The sequence below is a fragment of the Thermomicrobium sp. genome, from assembly GCF_053493975.1.
Genome location: NZ_JBRBZA010000072.1, coordinates 1 through 15,107 on the forward strand (window position 1 = coordinate 1; position 15,107 = coordinate 15,107).

Genomic DNA, 15,107 nt, shown 5'->3' on the forward strand with positions numbered 1-15,107 from the left:
GGGCTGAACGCGGCGACGATCATGCTGTAGTAGCTCGGCGCCTCGTAGCAGAGAACCTCGCCGCGCAAGGGAACCCGTCGCATCACCCCGGCCAGCATCAGGGTCTGCCACAAGCCATCGATCGCCGCGTTCGTCGCCTTCTCCTCTGGTAGCTCGATCAGTCGGCCCGGATCGTTAGCTTCGAGCGCTTCCACGACCAACCGGTCGACCTCGGCGGCATCGGGATGAAATCCGTAGGGGCCATCGGCGCGGTGGGTATGGGCCCAGTCACAGCTGGCGATGAAGGCGATGCGCCGGCCGTCTCGCTCAGCAGCGAGCGCCACGGCTTCACCGAACGTCACCAAGCGTTCGCGCGGCAGCCGACGGGAGGGAGTCACGATCACGACTGGCGGGCCACTCTCTTGCTCGGGCGGCGGCGCCAGGACATCGCCATGGCCGACCAGATTCCGGCCGTGCCCGAGAAACCAGAGCGGCGTCATCGTCCCCCAATCGAGCGGAATGACCGATTGATCCCAGCGATTCCCGGCAAAACCAGCCAACGCCACCGGAACACCCAGTTCGCGCGCTGCTCCCGCGATCGCCTCCGTCGCTGCCCGATCCAACGGGACGTTCATCTCGATCTGTCGCCCACGCCAGCGGAGTGTCCCTGCTCCCCGCGCTGTAAAGGCCAGGCAGACCATGCTATCCACGCGCACACCATGCGGTGTCGCCACGACGAGAACGTCCGGCTGGGCCGCAGCACAGCGCCGCCCCAGCTCGAACATCGCGACCCGCGTCGCCAACCCGCCTTCGGCATCCTCGGAAAGCTCAGGGATGATCGGAAAACCGTGCGGTGCCACGGCACCGAAAACGATTCCCATCGCCGTTGCCTCCTTCCCCAGGCAGTATCCCATGACAGCGAAGGCAGGACAACGTGTCTCAACCGGTTCGTTTACGCAGCGTTGACCGAGGGTAGCGAGACTCCGTCTCGAAAGCCAGATGACGACCGGCTCGGGAAGACCAGAACAGGGAGGTGACCGATGGTCCAACCGCAAACGCTCCGACGAGCCGAGCGCTCCAGTCGCGGCAAACGGATCGCACTCGTTGTCGGAGGGATGCTGCTCACTTTCTTCGTCGTACTGCAGGGCGTCGCCCTGGCGCTCCCGCGCACCAATCCACCGGTAATCGCTGAGCCCGCCTGGGACAGTCCCCAGACACGCGAACTCTTCATGCGTGCCTGTGGCGACTGTCACTCCAACCAAACCAACTGGCGCTGGTATACCTACGTCGCACCGGCTGCTTTCCTGGCCTATCGCGACGTCACCGAAGGACGGCAGAAGTGCAACGTCTCGGAGTGGGGAAGCGGAGGCGAAGCGGAGTGTGACGAATCGGTCGAACAGATCCGCAAAGGCAAGATGCCGCCGTGGTTCTATCTCCCGCTCCACCCTGAAGCCGACCTCTCAGCCCAGGAGAAGGACCAACTCATCCGTGGCCTCCTGGCGACCTTCGGCGAAGGGGGCGGCGAACGAGAGCGACGTGGCGAACCCGGCACATGGCCAGGCGAGGACGAATCACCTGAGGAAGACGAATGAAATGAGGAAGGGGCACGCACCGGCCCGCTCGCTCTCCGCCTCACCTGAGCGTGGCACTCGCTAACTCGGAGCATGCCGGCATGCTCCAGCGGCGGGTGAAACGAGTTCGACGACACAGCACTTGACGAAGCGTGTGCGGATCTGCTAGTCTCAGAAACAAAGGCGCGGAAGGGAAGCAGTAGCGCGCCGAACCCGGTCAGCGAGCCGGGGCTCGCGGTGGAAGCCCGGTCCGGTGCGGTGCGCGAACTCGTCCCAGAGCTGCGCTCGCGAACCTGGTCGAGTAGCGAGCGTCGGGTTGCGCCCGTTATCGCGCAGCGAGTGGGCGTCGCTTCTTCGGAGGCGACGGCCAAGTAGGGTGGTACCACGGGAGCGGCCCGTCCCTTCGCGGACGGGCCGCTCGGCATCTGAGGGGAACGATGTTCTATCGGGTCTCGAGCCTGCTCCGACTCTCCCTTAGTCGGCCCCGGGGAGGGGCCAGGATGATCGCGGGACGGTCGTGATAGCCTCTCGGAACGGGTCACCGGCCTCCCGCACGAGAGGGCGGTTCCATAAGCTGAATCCAGGTACTGGAGGGAGTCGATGAGCGAGCGATTGATCATCTTCGATACCACACTGCGGGACGGTGAGCAGTCACCGGGCGCAACGATGACCGAGGACGAGAAGATCGAAGTCGCCCGGCAGTTGGTCAAGCTCGGGGTAGACGTCATCGAGGCAGGCTTTCCTGCGGCCTCACCCGGTGACCTTCGCGCCGTCCAGCGGATCAGTCGCGAGATCAAGGGTGTGACGATCTGTGCGCTGGCGCGTGCCAATCAGCAGGACATCGATGCGGCGTGGGAAGGGGTGCGCGACGCTGAACAGCCGCGCATCCATACCTTCATCGCGACCTCGCCCATCCATATGGAATACAAGCTCCGCAAGACACCAGAGCAAGTTCTGGAGGCTGCCCGCTTCGCGGTGCGGACCGCCAAGCGCTATGTCAGCGACGTCGAGTTCTCCGCGGAGGACGCGACCCGCTCCGATTGGGACTTCCTTTGCCGTGTCTTCGCTGCCGCCATCGAGGAAGGCGCCACGACGATCAACATCCCGGATACCGTCGGGTATGCGGTGCCCTATGAGTTCGCCGAACTCGTCCGCTACATCATGGAGCACACGCCGGGCATCGAGAAGGTCACGGTGAGTGTCCACTGCCACAACGATCTCGGTCTGGCCACCGCGAACACGCTGGCTGCGATCCGGGTCGGAGCACGGCAGGCGGAGGTGACGATCAACGGGATCGGCGAGCGCGCCGGGAACACCGCGCTGGAAGAGGTCGTGATGGCGCTGCACGTGCGCCGCGACGTCTTCGGGGGCATCCTGCCACGCGTCGTGACCGAACAGATCGTGCCGACCTCCAAGCTGGTCCAGCGGATCACCGGTATCCAGGTCCAGCCGAACAAAGCGATCGTCGGGGCCAATGCCTTCGCGCACGAAGCGGGCATCCACCAGGACGGGATGCTCAAGCACCGCATGACCTACGAGATCATGACCCCGCAGTCGGTCGGCTGGGAAGCCAGTCGCCTCGTCCTGGGCAAGCATTCCGGTCGTGCCGGATTCACCGCCCGGCTCAAGGAACTGGGCTACGGCGATCTCTCGCGCGAGCGGATCGAGCAACTGTACCAGCGTTTCATCGATCTCTGCGACCGGAAGAAGACGGTCACCGATGCCGACATCATCGCGATCGTCGAGGATCAGCTGGCCCAAGTGCCGCAACGCTACACCTTGAAGGGCTGGCGCGCACACTCGGGCTCGGAGGGCCGAGCCGAAGCCTGGGTCAAGCTGGACATCGATGGTGTCGAGCGAGAAGCATCCGCCTCCGGTAACGGGCAGATCGATGCACTCTTCAAGGCGATCGACCGGCTGGTGGGTCGCCACTGTGAACTGGAGGCATTCCATGTCGATGCCGTGAGTCCGGGCGAAGACGCGCAAGGGCAGGTCACTGTCCATCTGCGTTGTGGCACGCAGGTCTATAATGGCCGGGGCGTCGCGACGGACGTCATCGAGGCCAGCCTCCGTGCCTATCTCATGGCCCTCAACCGGGCTGCGCTGACGACACCGGTCACGGTCAGTGGAGGTGAGTGACGAGCATGGGTATGACGATGGCAGAAAAGATCCTGGCCCGGGCGGCAGGGCGTCGCCGCGTCGAGCCGGGAGAAATCGTCGAGGTCGCGGTCGATCTCGTGATGACCAACGACATCACTGCCCCACTCTCCATCGCTGAGTTCAAGAAGCTCGGCGTCGAACGCGTGTTCGACCCGAAGAAGGTCGTCTTCGTGCCCGACCACTTCGTGCCCGCAAAGGACATCAAGGCAGCGGAGCAGTCCAAGATCATGCGCGAGTTCGCGCTCGAGCAGGGGGCGATCTACTTCGAGATCGGACGGGCGGGTATCGAGCACGTCGTTCTCCCGGAGCACGGGCTCACCCGCCCGGGCATGGTCATCATCGGTGCCGATTCCCATACCTGCACCTATGGCGCCTTCAATGCCTTCGCCACCGGGATGGGATCGACCGACATCGCTGCCGCGATGGCCACCGGCACGACCTGGATGCGTGTCCCGCAAACGATCAAGTTCGTCTACACCGGCACGCTCCCCCCGTACGTGACCGGAAAAGATCTCATCCTCTACACCATCGGGCAGATCGGCGTCGACGGGGCGTTGTACGCCTGCATGGAGTTCACTGGCCCGGTGATCGACCAACTGCCGATGGACGACCGGATCACCATGGCCAACATGGCCATCGAGGCCGGTGCCAAAACCGGCATCTTCGCCTGCGACGACAAGACGCGCGCCTGGCTGGCTCAGGTCACTACGGAACCGTACGAGCCAGTGGACAGCGATCCGGATGCCCACTACGCCCAGATCATCGAATTCGATGTCTCCAACCTGCGACCGTTGGTGGCGCTTCCTCACCTGCCGTCCAATGTGCGCCCCGCCGACGAGGTGCGTGATCTGCCGATCGACCAAGTGGTCATCGGCTCCTGCACCAACGGTCGGCTGAGCGATCTCCGCATCGCCGCCGAGATCCTGAAAGGGCGACAGGTGCACCCGCGCGTTCGCTGCATCGTGATCCCGGGCAGTCAGGAAGTGGCCAAGCAAGCGACCAAGGAGGGGTTGGTCGACATCTTCTTGGAAGCCGGCGCTGTCTTCTCGGTCTCGACCTGCGGCCCCTGCCTCGGCGGATACATGGGCGTGCTGGCCAAGGGCGAGCGCTGCGTCTCGACCACCAACCGCAACTTCCGCGGGCGCATGGGACACCGCGAATCGGAGGTCATCCTGGCCAGCCCAGCCGTGGCGGCAGCGAGCGCCGTTCTGGGTCGTGTCGCCTCCCCGTTCGAACTGAACTGAAGCGAGGAGCGGAGAGCGGAGCAGGTTTCCGCTCTCCGCAGGCAGTCGACGTGCAAGCGAGGAGGGCAGTTCCCGTGCCGATGCGCGGGCGTGTCTGGAAGTTCGGTGACAACATCGATACCGATGTCATCATCCCGGCCCGGTACCTGGTGACGATCGATCCCCAGGAACTGGCACAACACGTCATGGAAGATATCGACCCCGAGTTCGCTAGTAAGGTGCAACCGGGGGACATCATCGTGGCTGGGCGCAACTTCGGCTGTGGCTCGTCACGCGAACATGCACCGATCGCGATCAAAGCTGCCGGTGTCCAAGCGGTGGTGGCCGAATCGTTCGCCCGGATCTTCTTCCGCAACGCCATCAATATCGGGCTTCCGGTCGTGGAGGCTCCCGAGGCGGTCCGCGAGACCGAAACGGGCGACGAACTCGAGATCGACACCGAGAACGGAACCGTCCGCAACCTGCGCACCGGTAAGACCTACAAGGCGTCGCAGTACGACGAGTTCATCCAGCACATCATCCGCGCTGGTGGGCTCTTGAATGCCGTCCGGGAGCGCCTCGCCGCGCGCCAGGCAGCGGGGGGAAGCCAGTGAGCGAGGTGCACGTGCTCCTCTTGCCGGGCGACGGTATCGGCCCAGAGGTAGTCGCCGCGGCCCAGCGTGTCCTCGAACTGGTAGGGCGCCAGACTGGCTATCGTTTCGTCTTCTCGGAAGACCTCGTCGGTGGGGCAGCGATCGATGCCTACGGCACGCCGCTCCGCGACGAGACGATCGAGATGGCGCTTCGTTCCGACGCCGTTTTCCTCGGGGCGGTCGGAGGTCCCAAGTGGGATCATCTCCCGAAGGCTACTCGCCCGGAAGCCGGTCTCTTGCGCTTGCGGAAGGAACTCGGACTCTTCGCCAACCTGCGACCAGTGCGCGTCTTCGACCCGCTCGCTGATGCCACGCCGCTCAAGCCGGAGATCGTGCGCGGCGTCGACCTCATCGTGGTTCGCGAGCTGACCGGGGGACTCTACTTCGGTCAGCCGTCCGAGCTGCGCCGCGAGCCGACTGGCCGTTGGGCGATCGACACCCTTCCCTATCGAGAGGAGGAGATCGCGCGGATCGTCGACCTCGCGTTCCAGCTCGCCCAGGCACGTCGCCACAAGGTGACGAGCGTCGACAAGGCGAATGTTCTCAACACCTCGGCGCTCTGGCGCGAAGTCGCCAGCGAGATCGGTCAGCGCTATCCAGACGTCACGCTCGAGCATGCGCTGGTCGATTCCTGCGCGATGCGTCTGGTCGCCCGGCCGCGCGATTTCGACGTTCTCGTCATGGAGAATCTCTTCGGTGACATCTTGAGCGACGAGGCGGCAGTCTTGGCCGGTTCGCTCGGCATGCTCCCTTCCGCGAGCTTGCACGGTCAGCCACCGCAACGGCCTGGCTCGCCGGCGGTCCGCTTCGGCCTGTACGAACCGGTGCATGGCTCAGCCCCTGACATCGCAGGCAAGGGAATCGCCAATCCTATCGGCGCCATCCTGAGCGCGGCCCTGCTCTTTCGCTGGACACTCGGGAACGAGCGTGCTGCTGCGGCGATCGAGCAGGCAGTCGAGGAAACGCTCGCCTCCGGTGCACGGACGGCTGACTTGGCCCATCCTGGAGAGCCAGCCATGGGGACCGAGGCCTTCACCGATCGGTTGCTGGAGCGACTCGCGACGATCCTTTCTGCTTGACACGCTGCGGCAGGTGCCCCGACTCGTTGCACTGATGGCTGGACCATCGCGACCAGCTCGTCACCCACGAGCGTGTTCGATCCGACCCCGGTGCGTGCAGCGTACTGGGGTCGGTTTCGTTCCCTGACGACCAGAGAAGCTGGTCCATCCGGCTGCGTTCGGCGTGACCGGTTTCGCGAGCTGAACAGGCATTCTCGCGCTGCCGCAACCGGTACCGATCGCACGCCGGGATCGTTCCTCGGGGACGACCGCTGCACCGGCTCCTCCCCCTCGCTCGCGTTCGTCGCACGGCACCAGGAGAGAGCGATCGATCGGTTCGCACACCAGGAGGCGTGGAACACGGTCGGGCGTGCATCACGAGCTGCCCCGCTGCGAAGGACCTCCCGTCGGCAGGCGATCGGCCCGATCGGTTCTGTCTGTCGTCCGCCGCGACGGTCGTCAGGATGACGACCCACGATCGACCAACGCGCCACGCTGCGCATGCCCCCTCGCCAGTGGTACCCTCTGGGGATGAGCGGGAAGGGGAGGGACGTGGCGAGCAGCAAGCGTCCGCGGCGCAATGACCGCCGCACCGCCAGGCGAGCCAGCACGCCCCAGAGCAGCAGCGAGCGTGGCCCGATCGTCTTCGCAGCGCTCGCGTTGATCGCCATGCTGCTCGTCGCTGTCTGGGCCATCCGCGGTCTCTGGCGCACTGCCCCATCAGAAGCTCCAGGGGCGGCAACGACCCCATCCGTCGGGTCTGCCTTACCGGTCGTGACCGCTCCCGCGGGTTCGCCAAGTAACCCGACTCTGTCCGTGGTGGAAACGCCGGACGTTGAGGCGACCCCGACACCGGCTCCGACTCCGACACCGCCTCCACCGATCGTCGTCGGCGCCTTCGGCGAGTTGCCCGTTCCGAACATTCCACAACCGGCCTACCCGCCGAACTTCCTGAACATGACCTACGAATTGGCCCTCGATCTCGCGCGCCTGCCGCAGGACGCTCCGGTCTATCGCTTGGTTCCTCGCCAGTGGGAGGAGACCACTGTCATGGCTCTCGCCCGCTCGCTCGGCATCGACGGAACAGTCGAGCGGACAGCCGGTGGCGGTTTCCTCGTCCGCAGCGCGCAGGGACAGCTCATCGTGAACGAGCTGACGATCCAGTACCAGGCCGAACTCCCCAGCCCGACACCTCAGCCGACGAACTCGCCTGCAGCCCCTCCCGAGACGACACCGACGGAAACCGCGCTCCCGGACGACGCGGAACTCCGCCGGATCGCCCGCGACTGGCTGCAGAGTCACCAGCTGGTTTCCACGCCGATCGACGAGGGACAGGTACGCGAGCGCCTGCCCGATCGCGGTTTGGCTATCGTCACCTTCGGTCCTGCTGAACCGACACCGGTCCTCTCCGCGCTTCCCGGAGCGACCGTTACGGTCGCGAGCGATGGAACGGTCCGCCAGGCATTCGTGGCCTGGCCAGCAGCACTCGAGCCATCCACCTACAGCCTCCGGCCAGCCCAGGCGTTGTGGCAGGATGTCCAGAGCGGGCGCGCGACGGTCGAAGTCGACGAGCGTCTTTTCGAGCGAGCGAGCCTGCCGCTGCGCGGTGTGGCTCGTCTCACGAGTGCCGAACTGGCGTGGGTCGATGCCGGGCAAGGAAGCGAGCGCTATCTCACGCCGGTCGTCCGTTTTCGCGGTACCGCGACCTTCGAGGGCTATCCGGAGCCGGTCGAGGTCGTAGTCACGGTCGTCGCCGTCGCTGCACAAGCCTCGCCGCGCGGGTGAAAAGCGAGCAGGGGAACGGAGATGCCGTGAAGACGATACGTGCTGGCCAGCAAACGCTCCGACTCGGGCTTTTGCTCGCAGTGCTGTCGATCGTGTTGTCCCCCGCGACGCACATCCACAGCGTACGAGCAGCACCATCGTTCGTCCGCTGGGGATACTACGTGACATATGACCGCACCTCGTGGGCGACCCTCCAAGCGCACCTCGGCACGCTCGATATCGTGTCCCCGTACTTTTTCCAGCTGCGCGCTGACGGGACGATCGAGGAACTGAGCGACCCCACCGCCGACCGCTTCCTCCGCCAGAGTGGGCTCACGGTCGTCCCGATGATCAAGAACGTACCGCGCTGGAACGACTTTACCCCCCTGATCGCCGATCCCGTGCAGCGCAGTGCCGTGATCGCTCGCCTCGTGCGACTGGTCGAGGAGCGCGGCTACAGTGGCATACACATCGATTTCGAGGCGGTGAATGCCAGCGATGCTCCGCACCTCACCGCCTTCATGCGCGAACTCGCTGCCCAACTCCGACCGCGCGGTAAGTTGGTGACACAAGCGGTCGTGGCCCGCACCTCGGACACCCCGACCACCTGGGGTGGTGCCTACGACTATCCGGCACTGGCCGAGGTAAACGACTACATCATCGTCATGGCCTACGATTTCCACTATGCCGGAGGGTCACCTGGTCCAGTCGCCCCTTATACCTGGGTGCAACGTGTCGTCAGCTATCTCACGACGCGCGTCCCCCGCGAGAAACTGATCCTGGGCATTCCTTTGTATGGTTACGACTGGAACGTGACTGCCGGACCGCCAGCCCGCTCGGTCCGCTATGACCAAGTACGCGAACTGCTCGGCCGACCAGGAGCGAGCAGCGGTTACGACGAAACGGAAAAAGAGGCGTGGATCCGCTACACCGACGATCAGGGACAGCAGCACGAGGTCTGGCACGCTGACGCGCGGAGCGTGGCCGCACGCGTCGATCTGGCGCTCGACCGTGGTCTCGCGGGTGTCGCGCTCTGGCGGCTCGGACACGAGGACCCAGCTGTTTGGGATGATCTCGCTCGCCTGAACACACCAGCCACTCGCATCCCCGCATTTCCGTCGACGCCGGAACGACGCTACTTCCCGGAAACCGGCCACTCGCTCTCCCAGGGCTTCAAGGCCTTCTGGGAACGGAGCGGCGGGCTGCCGATCTTTGGCTACCCGCTCACCGAGGAGTTCAGCGAAGTCAATCCGGATCTCGGCAAACCCTTTACGGTCCAGTACTTCGAGCGGCAGCGGTTCGAGTATCATCCGGAACTCGCAGGGACCCCCTACGAAGTCCAGCTCGGCCGGTTGGGAGTGGAGGACGCAAAGCAGCGTGGCCTTCTCGGACACCCAGCGTTTCAGCCGATCCCGCCCAGCGCTGCCTCCGGGGACTGTTGGTTCTTCCCGGAGACCGGACACGCCGTCTGTGGCCGCTTCCTCGCCTATTGGCGCTCCTATGGACTCGAGTTCGGTGACCCCGGAATCTCCTTCCGCGAGTCGCTGGCGCTCTTCGGCTACCCGATCTCGGAACCCTTCACCGATCCCGTTACCGGTCTGACCATTCAGTACTTCGAGCGGGCGCGCTTCGAGTATCATCCGGAGAATCCGGAGCCGTACCGCGTGCTCCTCGGCCTGCTCGGTCGCGATCTGGTTCGGGCGAAAGGATGGATCCGGTGAGTGGAGCCAAACGCCTCCTCGTCCTCCATGGTCCGAACCTGAATTTGCTGGGCCGGCGCGAGCCAGAGGTCTATGGAACGACGACACTGGCCGAGATCGACCAGCGCCTGCAGGAACTGGCACAGGCACACGGATTCGAGGTCATCTGCGCGCAATCCAATCATGAAGGGGAACTCGTTGACCTGATTCAGCGCTACGGCTGGGAAGTGGCTGGCATCATCCTCAACCCCGGAGCCTTGACCCATTACAGCATCGCCTTGCGCGATGCGGTCGCTGCGGTCCCCGCACCGGTCGTCGAAGTCCATCTTTCCAACATTCATGCCCGGGAACCATTCCGGCATCGGTCGGTCATCGCACCCGTTGCGGTCGGACAGATTTGTGGTTTCGGTCCGATGAGCTACGAACTGGCACTCATCTATCTCCTCCGACGAGTGGAAGGAGCGACCAGGTGAACACAGTGGAACGCTTGGCGCGGCTGCGAGAACGGCTGCGCGAACAGGAACTCGAAGCGATCGTCATCACGCACCCTTCCAATCGGTTTTGGCTGAGCGGTTTTACCGGCGAGGATATTCCTCCCAACGAATCCGCCGGCCATCTCGTGATCAGCCACCAGGCCGCGGTCGTCGTCACCAGCCGACTCAACAGCGTCCTGGCCCAGCAAGAGGCCGTCGGTTTTCAGGTGTTCGATCGGGAGCGCGACTTTGCCCGCGGCGACGCGATCGTTCTCCAAGAAATGGGAGTGCGGCGCGTCGGCTTCGAGGACCGCGCTATGCTCTATCGCGACGTCCAGGTTTTGCGCGAGACCTTGGGCCCCGCCGTCGAGTTCGTCGCGGTGGGAACGCTGGTCGACGATCTTCGCGCTCGCAAGGCACCGGACGAGTTGGAACGAATCAGGCAGGCTCAGGCGGTCACTGACACAGCCTTCCAGGCAGTGCTCGCCGAACTCCGGCCCGGGTTGAGCGAGCGCGAGGTCGCACTCCGCCTGGAGCAGGCACTCGTGGAGGCTGGTGCCGATGGAGTTGCCTTCCCCATCATGGTGGCCTCCGGCCCACACGGCGCACTCCCGCACTATCGTCCCACGCAACGCCGACTGACCGCTGGCGAACCTATCGTCATCGACATGGGAGCCGTCGTCGCCGGCTACTGCGCCGATCTGACGCGGACCGTCTGGATCGGCCAGGCCGACGAGCGGCTGGAGCGCATTTTCTCCATCGTGCTCGCGGCCCTGGAAGCCGCGGAAGCCGGCATACGACCAGGCATGACCGGACGGGAGGCGGATGCACTCGCTCGCCAGGTGATCGCCGAGGCCGGCTACGGGGATGCCTTCACCCACTCGCTGGGGCATGGCGTCGGCGTGCGCGTGCACGAGGCACCCGCACTGTCACCGGCATCGGATCAGGTCCTCGAACCCGGGCACGTGGTGACGATCGAGCCGGGGATTTATGTGCCAGGATGGGGTGGTGTCCGGATCGAGGATCTCGCAATCGTCCGTGAAACCGGCTTGGAGATCGTGACCCGCACCCCCAAGCGGATCGACCTCGCGAGCTCGTGAGGGAAGAACCGCTTGCGCGTCCGGAAGAACGACTCGTATCTCGTATACTGAGCGACAAGAGGTCGATCACGTTCGGCACAGCAGGGGGATTCCGGGATGATCGAGACCGGTGATCTCAGGAAGGGCTTGACACTGCTCATCGACGGGGAACTGGTTCGCGTCCTCGACTACCAGCACGTCAAGATGGGACGCGGCAGCGCCTTCGTCCGCTTGACCCTCAAGAACCTACGCACCGGAGCCACGACGACGACGACCGTCCAAGCGGGGACACGCTTCGAACTCGCCCCGCTCGAGCGGCATCGGGTGCAGTTCCTCTATGAGGACAGTGGCCAATACCACTTCATGGATACCGAAACGTTCGAACAGTTCGCGATCGATCGAGAAGCACTCGGCGATGCAGTCTCTTACCTGAAGGAAGGTCTCCAGCTCGACCTCCTGACCTACAACGGCCAGCCTGTCGAAGTCGAGTTACCGGTCACGGTCGATCTCAAAGTCGTGGATACCCCACCCGGCGTGCGCGGTGATACGCAATCCGGTGGTGGAAAGCCGGCAACTCTCGAAACAGGACTGGTCGTCACGGTTCCCTTTTTCATCGAGATCGGGGATATCGTGCGCGTGGATACGCGCACTGGCGAATATATCGAGCGGGTGAGCTGACGATGTCGGAAGAGACCCGACCGGAACCGTCTCGCGCTCCCGACTACGGAGCACTGACGCGTACGGTCCGCGAACTCGTCGAGGTGATGCGAGCAGCCGGACTCCAGCGCCTCGAAGTCAGTCACGGGGATTTGCGCATCCTGCTCGAGAGCGCCGCACTCAGTGAAGCAGCGACGCTCGCGTCACCGGCAGCAGTATCGCCCGTGCGAACAGCGGAGCAGGACACAGCGGCACTCGAGCAGCTGGAGGCGATCACCGCACCGATGGTCGGAACCTTCTATGCGGCACCACGGCCAGGTGCCGAGCCCTTCGTTCGCGTCGGCGATCGGGTCGAGCCAGGGCAAGTCGTGGCGATCATCGAGGCAATGAAGGTGATGAACGAGATCGTGGCGGAACGCGCTGGCACCATCGTCGAGATCCTGGTCGAGAACGGTCAGCCGGTCGAATACGGGCAGCCGCTGATGCGACTGCGACCCGATTGACGAGGGACCGGGATGTTGCCGAGCGAAGTCATCGGGGTCGCCGCTCTCACCCGCTTCATCAAGGATCTCTTGGAACAAGAGCCGACCCTCCGAATGCTCCGCGTGCGCGGTGAGATCACCAACGCTCGAACCTATGCCAGCGGGCATTGGTACTTCAGTCTGCGCGAGGGAGACGCGACCCTGCGCTGCGTTCTGTTCCGGAGCCAGGCACAACTCCTCCCGTATCTTCCTCGCGACGGGGACGACGTGATCGCCACCGGGTCACTGGGCGTCTATGAGCGCGACGGTGCCTACCAGCTGTATGTCGAGCACCTTCAGCCGCTCGGCGACGGGGCATTGCGCCAGCAGTTCGAGCGCCTCAAGGAAAAGCTGGAACGCGAGGGATTGTTCGATCAGCGGCGCAAGCGCCCCCTGCCGCTGCGTCCCCGGTGCATCGCGGTGGTGACCTCCCCCCATGGGGCAGTCTGGCACGACATCCAAACCGTGCTGCGCCGCCGCTACCCCTATGTGCAGCTGTTGCTCGCCCCGGCCCGCGTCCAGGGAGACGATGCGGTCGAGACGCTCATCGCCGCTCTGGAATCGGTCCAAGCGGACGGACGGGCGGAGGTCGTCATCATCGCCCGTGGTGGCGGATCGCTCGAAGACCTCTGGTGTTTCAACGACGAGCGACTGGCTCGAGCGATCTATGCGAGCACGATTCCCGTCGTGTCAGCCATCGGTCACGAGACGGATTGGACGATCTGCGACTACGTCGCCGACCTCCGTGCACCGACACCGTCAGCGGCGGCCGAACTCGTCACGCCGCACGACCGTCGCACCCTGATTAGGGAACTCGTCGATTGGGAAGAGCGGCTGGAAGCACTGGTCACCAGCCGGCTCGCGCGGTCGCGTGACCATGTCGGGCAGCTCCAGCATCGACTCCACCGCGCAGCGCCCCTCCACCGCATGGACAATCTGCGGCAACGACTGGATCAGTCAGCCCGGCGGATCGACCGGGCGATCCTGCTGCGCTTGGCACGCCAGCGCCAGCACGTGCAAGCACTCGGCCGCGAACTGGAATTGCTCAGCCCCTACGGTCCACTGGCACGCGGTTATCTCCTGGCCGAGGACAGTGCGAGTGGCGAGCTCGTCCGTTCCATCCGTCAGGTCAGTCTCGGCCAGGGGCTCCGCCTTTACTTCAGCGACGGTCAGGCTGAGACGATCGTCCGATCGATCGAGTCGAGCGAGTGAGAGGGGGACAGGATGGCCGAGCGAGCGGACGGCGCGGTACCACACCCGATCGATCTCTTCGAGCAGCTCGTCAGCGAAGTCGAAGCGATCGTCCAGCGACTGGAGAACGAGAACCTGCCCCTAGCCGAGGCGATCCGCGAGTACCAGCGAGGAGTCGAGCTGATCCGCCAATGCAACGCCATTCTCGATCAAGCCGAGCTGCAGATCTCTCAGTTGCGTACCAGCTCGCCGGAGGCCGGACTCGCCTTCCCGGCCGAGCTGCTCGGCTTTCTCGACGACGAAGACGATTCTTCTCTCGCTTGAACGGGGTCGGTCAGCGACAAAAAGACGAGCGCGCGAACGCTTCGTTCGGCTCGAGGAGAACCAGCGGATGCGTCGCGTGCGGTCCTCGTTCGACCGACCCCGCTCGCCACCGTGCTGGTCTGGACGCAGGCTCGCTGGCTCTTCCCGCTCGAGACCATGTACGTTCTCCCGAAGCTTCTGCAAGGGCTGGACTTCTCCGACCTGGCTGACCCAGCGACGTGCGGCAGAGGCCGGCGGGTCAGGCACCGCCTGACCCCTACGATACGGGGGCAGTTGCGCCGACTCGTAGTGCACGGATATCGAACCGCGGACATGACGGTCAATCCTGTAGGGGGCGAGGCGCTGCCTCGCCCGCCGCGCCATCAGGCGCGGCAAACCCACGAGACGAACCGAGGAACCGTGACGCGAACGGGTCCCTGGCGATCAGCGCACGGGCACGGGGTGTTGACCGGCCCTGGCGAGCCGGCGGGTCAGGCATCGCCTGCCCCCTACCGGACGGGGGCGCGCACCGCTGACTATGGCGCACCACTGCCCGACCGGGGATGTGCCGTCCACCCCATGGAGGGGCGAGGCGCTGCCTCGCCCGCCGTGCCGGTGGTGCGACAATCCACACCCTTCCATCATCGCGCGGCGGATTTTCGCGCGACCAGGCCTGTGTGATCCCAGACACAGCCATTCGACACGCCATACCGGTCACCGGCGACGGGTGGGTATGCCGGCCCGGCCGGGCCTGCGTGTTAGGCATCGCCTGACC

General features: G+C 64.9%; 14 protein-coding genes and 1 other annotated feature. Of the genes, 13 read left to right on the top strand and 1 reads right to left on the bottom strand.

The window, feature by feature from the left end; all coding sequences use genetic code 11:
* A partial coding sequence (locus tag ACWIVK_RS11410) for a DODA-type extradiol aromatic ring-opening family dioxygenase (protein WP_448576831.1) occupies nucleotides 1-860 on the bottom strand: 860 nt, incomplete at its 3' end.
* 159 nt (nucleotides 861-1,019) lie between these two features.
* On the opposite strand from ACWIVK_RS11410, the gene ACWIVK_RS11415 reads away from it, so the two are divergent.
* From ACWIVK_RS11415 to xseB, 13 genes are all read left to right on the top strand, one after another.
* Nucleotides 1,020-1,571 (top strand): heme-binding domain-containing protein, encoded by a 552-nt coding sequence (locus tag ACWIVK_RS11415; RefSeq protein WP_448576832.1) that lies wholly within the window; start codon nucleotides 1,020-1,022, stop codon nucleotides 1,569-1,571.
* A gap of 156 nt (nucleotides 1,572-1,727) precedes the next feature.
* Nucleotides 1,728-1,956: a binding site (T-box leader), on the top strand.
* Nucleotides 1,957-2,150: 194 nt separating this feature from the next.
* On the top strand, nucleotides 2,151-3,689 hold the full coding sequence (locus tag ACWIVK_RS11420) for a 2-isopropylmalate synthase (protein ID WP_448576833.1): 1,539 nt from the start codon (nucleotides 2,151-2,153) through the stop codon (nucleotides 3,687-3,689).
* 5 nt (nucleotides 3,690-3,694) lie between these two features.
* Nucleotides 3,695-4,954, top strand: coding sequence for a 3-isopropylmalate dehydratase large subunit (leuC, locus tag ACWIVK_RS11425; protein ID WP_448576834.1), 1,260 nt, complete (start codon nucleotides 3,695-3,697; stop codon nucleotides 4,952-4,954).
* Between the two features lie 74 nt (nucleotides 4,955-5,028).
* Nucleotides 5,029-5,547: a 3-isopropylmalate dehydratase small subunit gene (gene leuD, locus ACWIVK_RS11430; RefSeq protein WP_448576835.1), complete on the top strand. Its 519-nt coding sequence runs from the start codon at nucleotides 5,029-5,031 to the stop codon at nucleotides 5,545-5,547.
* Nucleotides 5,544-6,665 carry a 3-isopropylmalate dehydrogenase gene (leuB, locus tag ACWIVK_RS11435; RefSeq protein WP_448576836.1) on the top strand — a complete coding sequence of 374 codons (1,122 nt, stop codon included), beginning with the start codon at nucleotides 5,544-5,546 and terminating at the stop codon, nucleotides 6,663-6,665. Before leuD ends, leuB begins: the two co-directional genes overlap by 4 nt.
* 531 nt (nucleotides 6,666-7,196) lie before the next feature.
* Nucleotides 7,197-8,429: a hypothetical protein gene (locus ACWIVK_RS11440; RefSeq protein ID WP_448576837.1), complete on the top strand. Its 1,233-nt coding sequence runs from the start codon at nucleotides 7,197-7,199 to the stop codon at nucleotides 8,427-8,429.
* A 26-nt stretch (nucleotides 8,430-8,455) separates the two neighbouring features.
* The gene (locus ACWIVK_RS11445) at nucleotides 8,456-10,129 is read left to right on the top strand and encodes a glycosyl hydrolase family 18 protein (RefSeq protein ID WP_448576838.1); all 1,674 of its coding nucleotides are present in this window, start codon (nucleotides 8,456-8,458) and stop codon (nucleotides 10,127-10,129) included.
* Entirely contained in the window at nucleotides 10,126-10,581 is a 456-nt protein-coding gene (aroQ, locus tag ACWIVK_RS11450) for a type II 3-dehydroquinate dehydratase (protein WP_448576839.1), read from the top strand. Before ACWIVK_RS11445 ends, aroQ begins: the two co-directional genes overlap by 4 nt.
* Complete coding sequence (locus ACWIVK_RS11455) at nucleotides 10,578-11,681, top strand: M24 family metallopeptidase (RefSeq protein ID WP_448576840.1); 1,104 nt, start codon at nucleotides 10,578-10,580, stop codon at nucleotides 11,679-11,681. Before aroQ ends, ACWIVK_RS11455 begins: the two co-directional genes overlap by 4 nt.
* A 96-nt stretch (nucleotides 11,682-11,777) precedes the next feature.
* Complete coding sequence (gene efp / locus ACWIVK_RS11460; RefSeq protein ID WP_448576841.1) at nucleotides 11,778-12,338, top strand: elongation factor P; 561 nt, start codon at nucleotides 11,778-11,780, stop codon at nucleotides 12,336-12,338.
* A gap of 2 nt (nucleotides 12,339-12,340) precedes the next feature.
* On the top strand, nucleotides 12,341-12,820 hold the full coding sequence (accB, locus tag ACWIVK_RS11465; protein ID WP_448576843.1) for an acetyl-CoA carboxylase biotin carboxyl carrier protein: 480 nt from the start codon (nucleotides 12,341-12,343) through the stop codon (nucleotides 12,818-12,820).
* 12 nt (nucleotides 12,821-12,832) lie between these two features.
* Nucleotides 12,833-14,050, top strand: a complete 1,218-nt coding sequence (xseA, locus tag ACWIVK_RS11470) for an exodeoxyribonuclease VII large subunit (protein WP_448576845.1) — start codon at nucleotides 12,833-12,835, stop codon at nucleotides 14,048-14,050.
* 12 nt (nucleotides 14,051-14,062) lie between these two features.
* Nucleotides 14,063-14,353, top strand: a complete 291-nt coding sequence (gene xseB / locus ACWIVK_RS11475; RefSeq protein WP_448576846.1) for an exodeoxyribonuclease VII small subunit — start codon at nucleotides 14,063-14,065, stop codon at nucleotides 14,351-14,353.
* Nucleotides 14,354-15,107 lie beyond the last annotated feature (754 nt).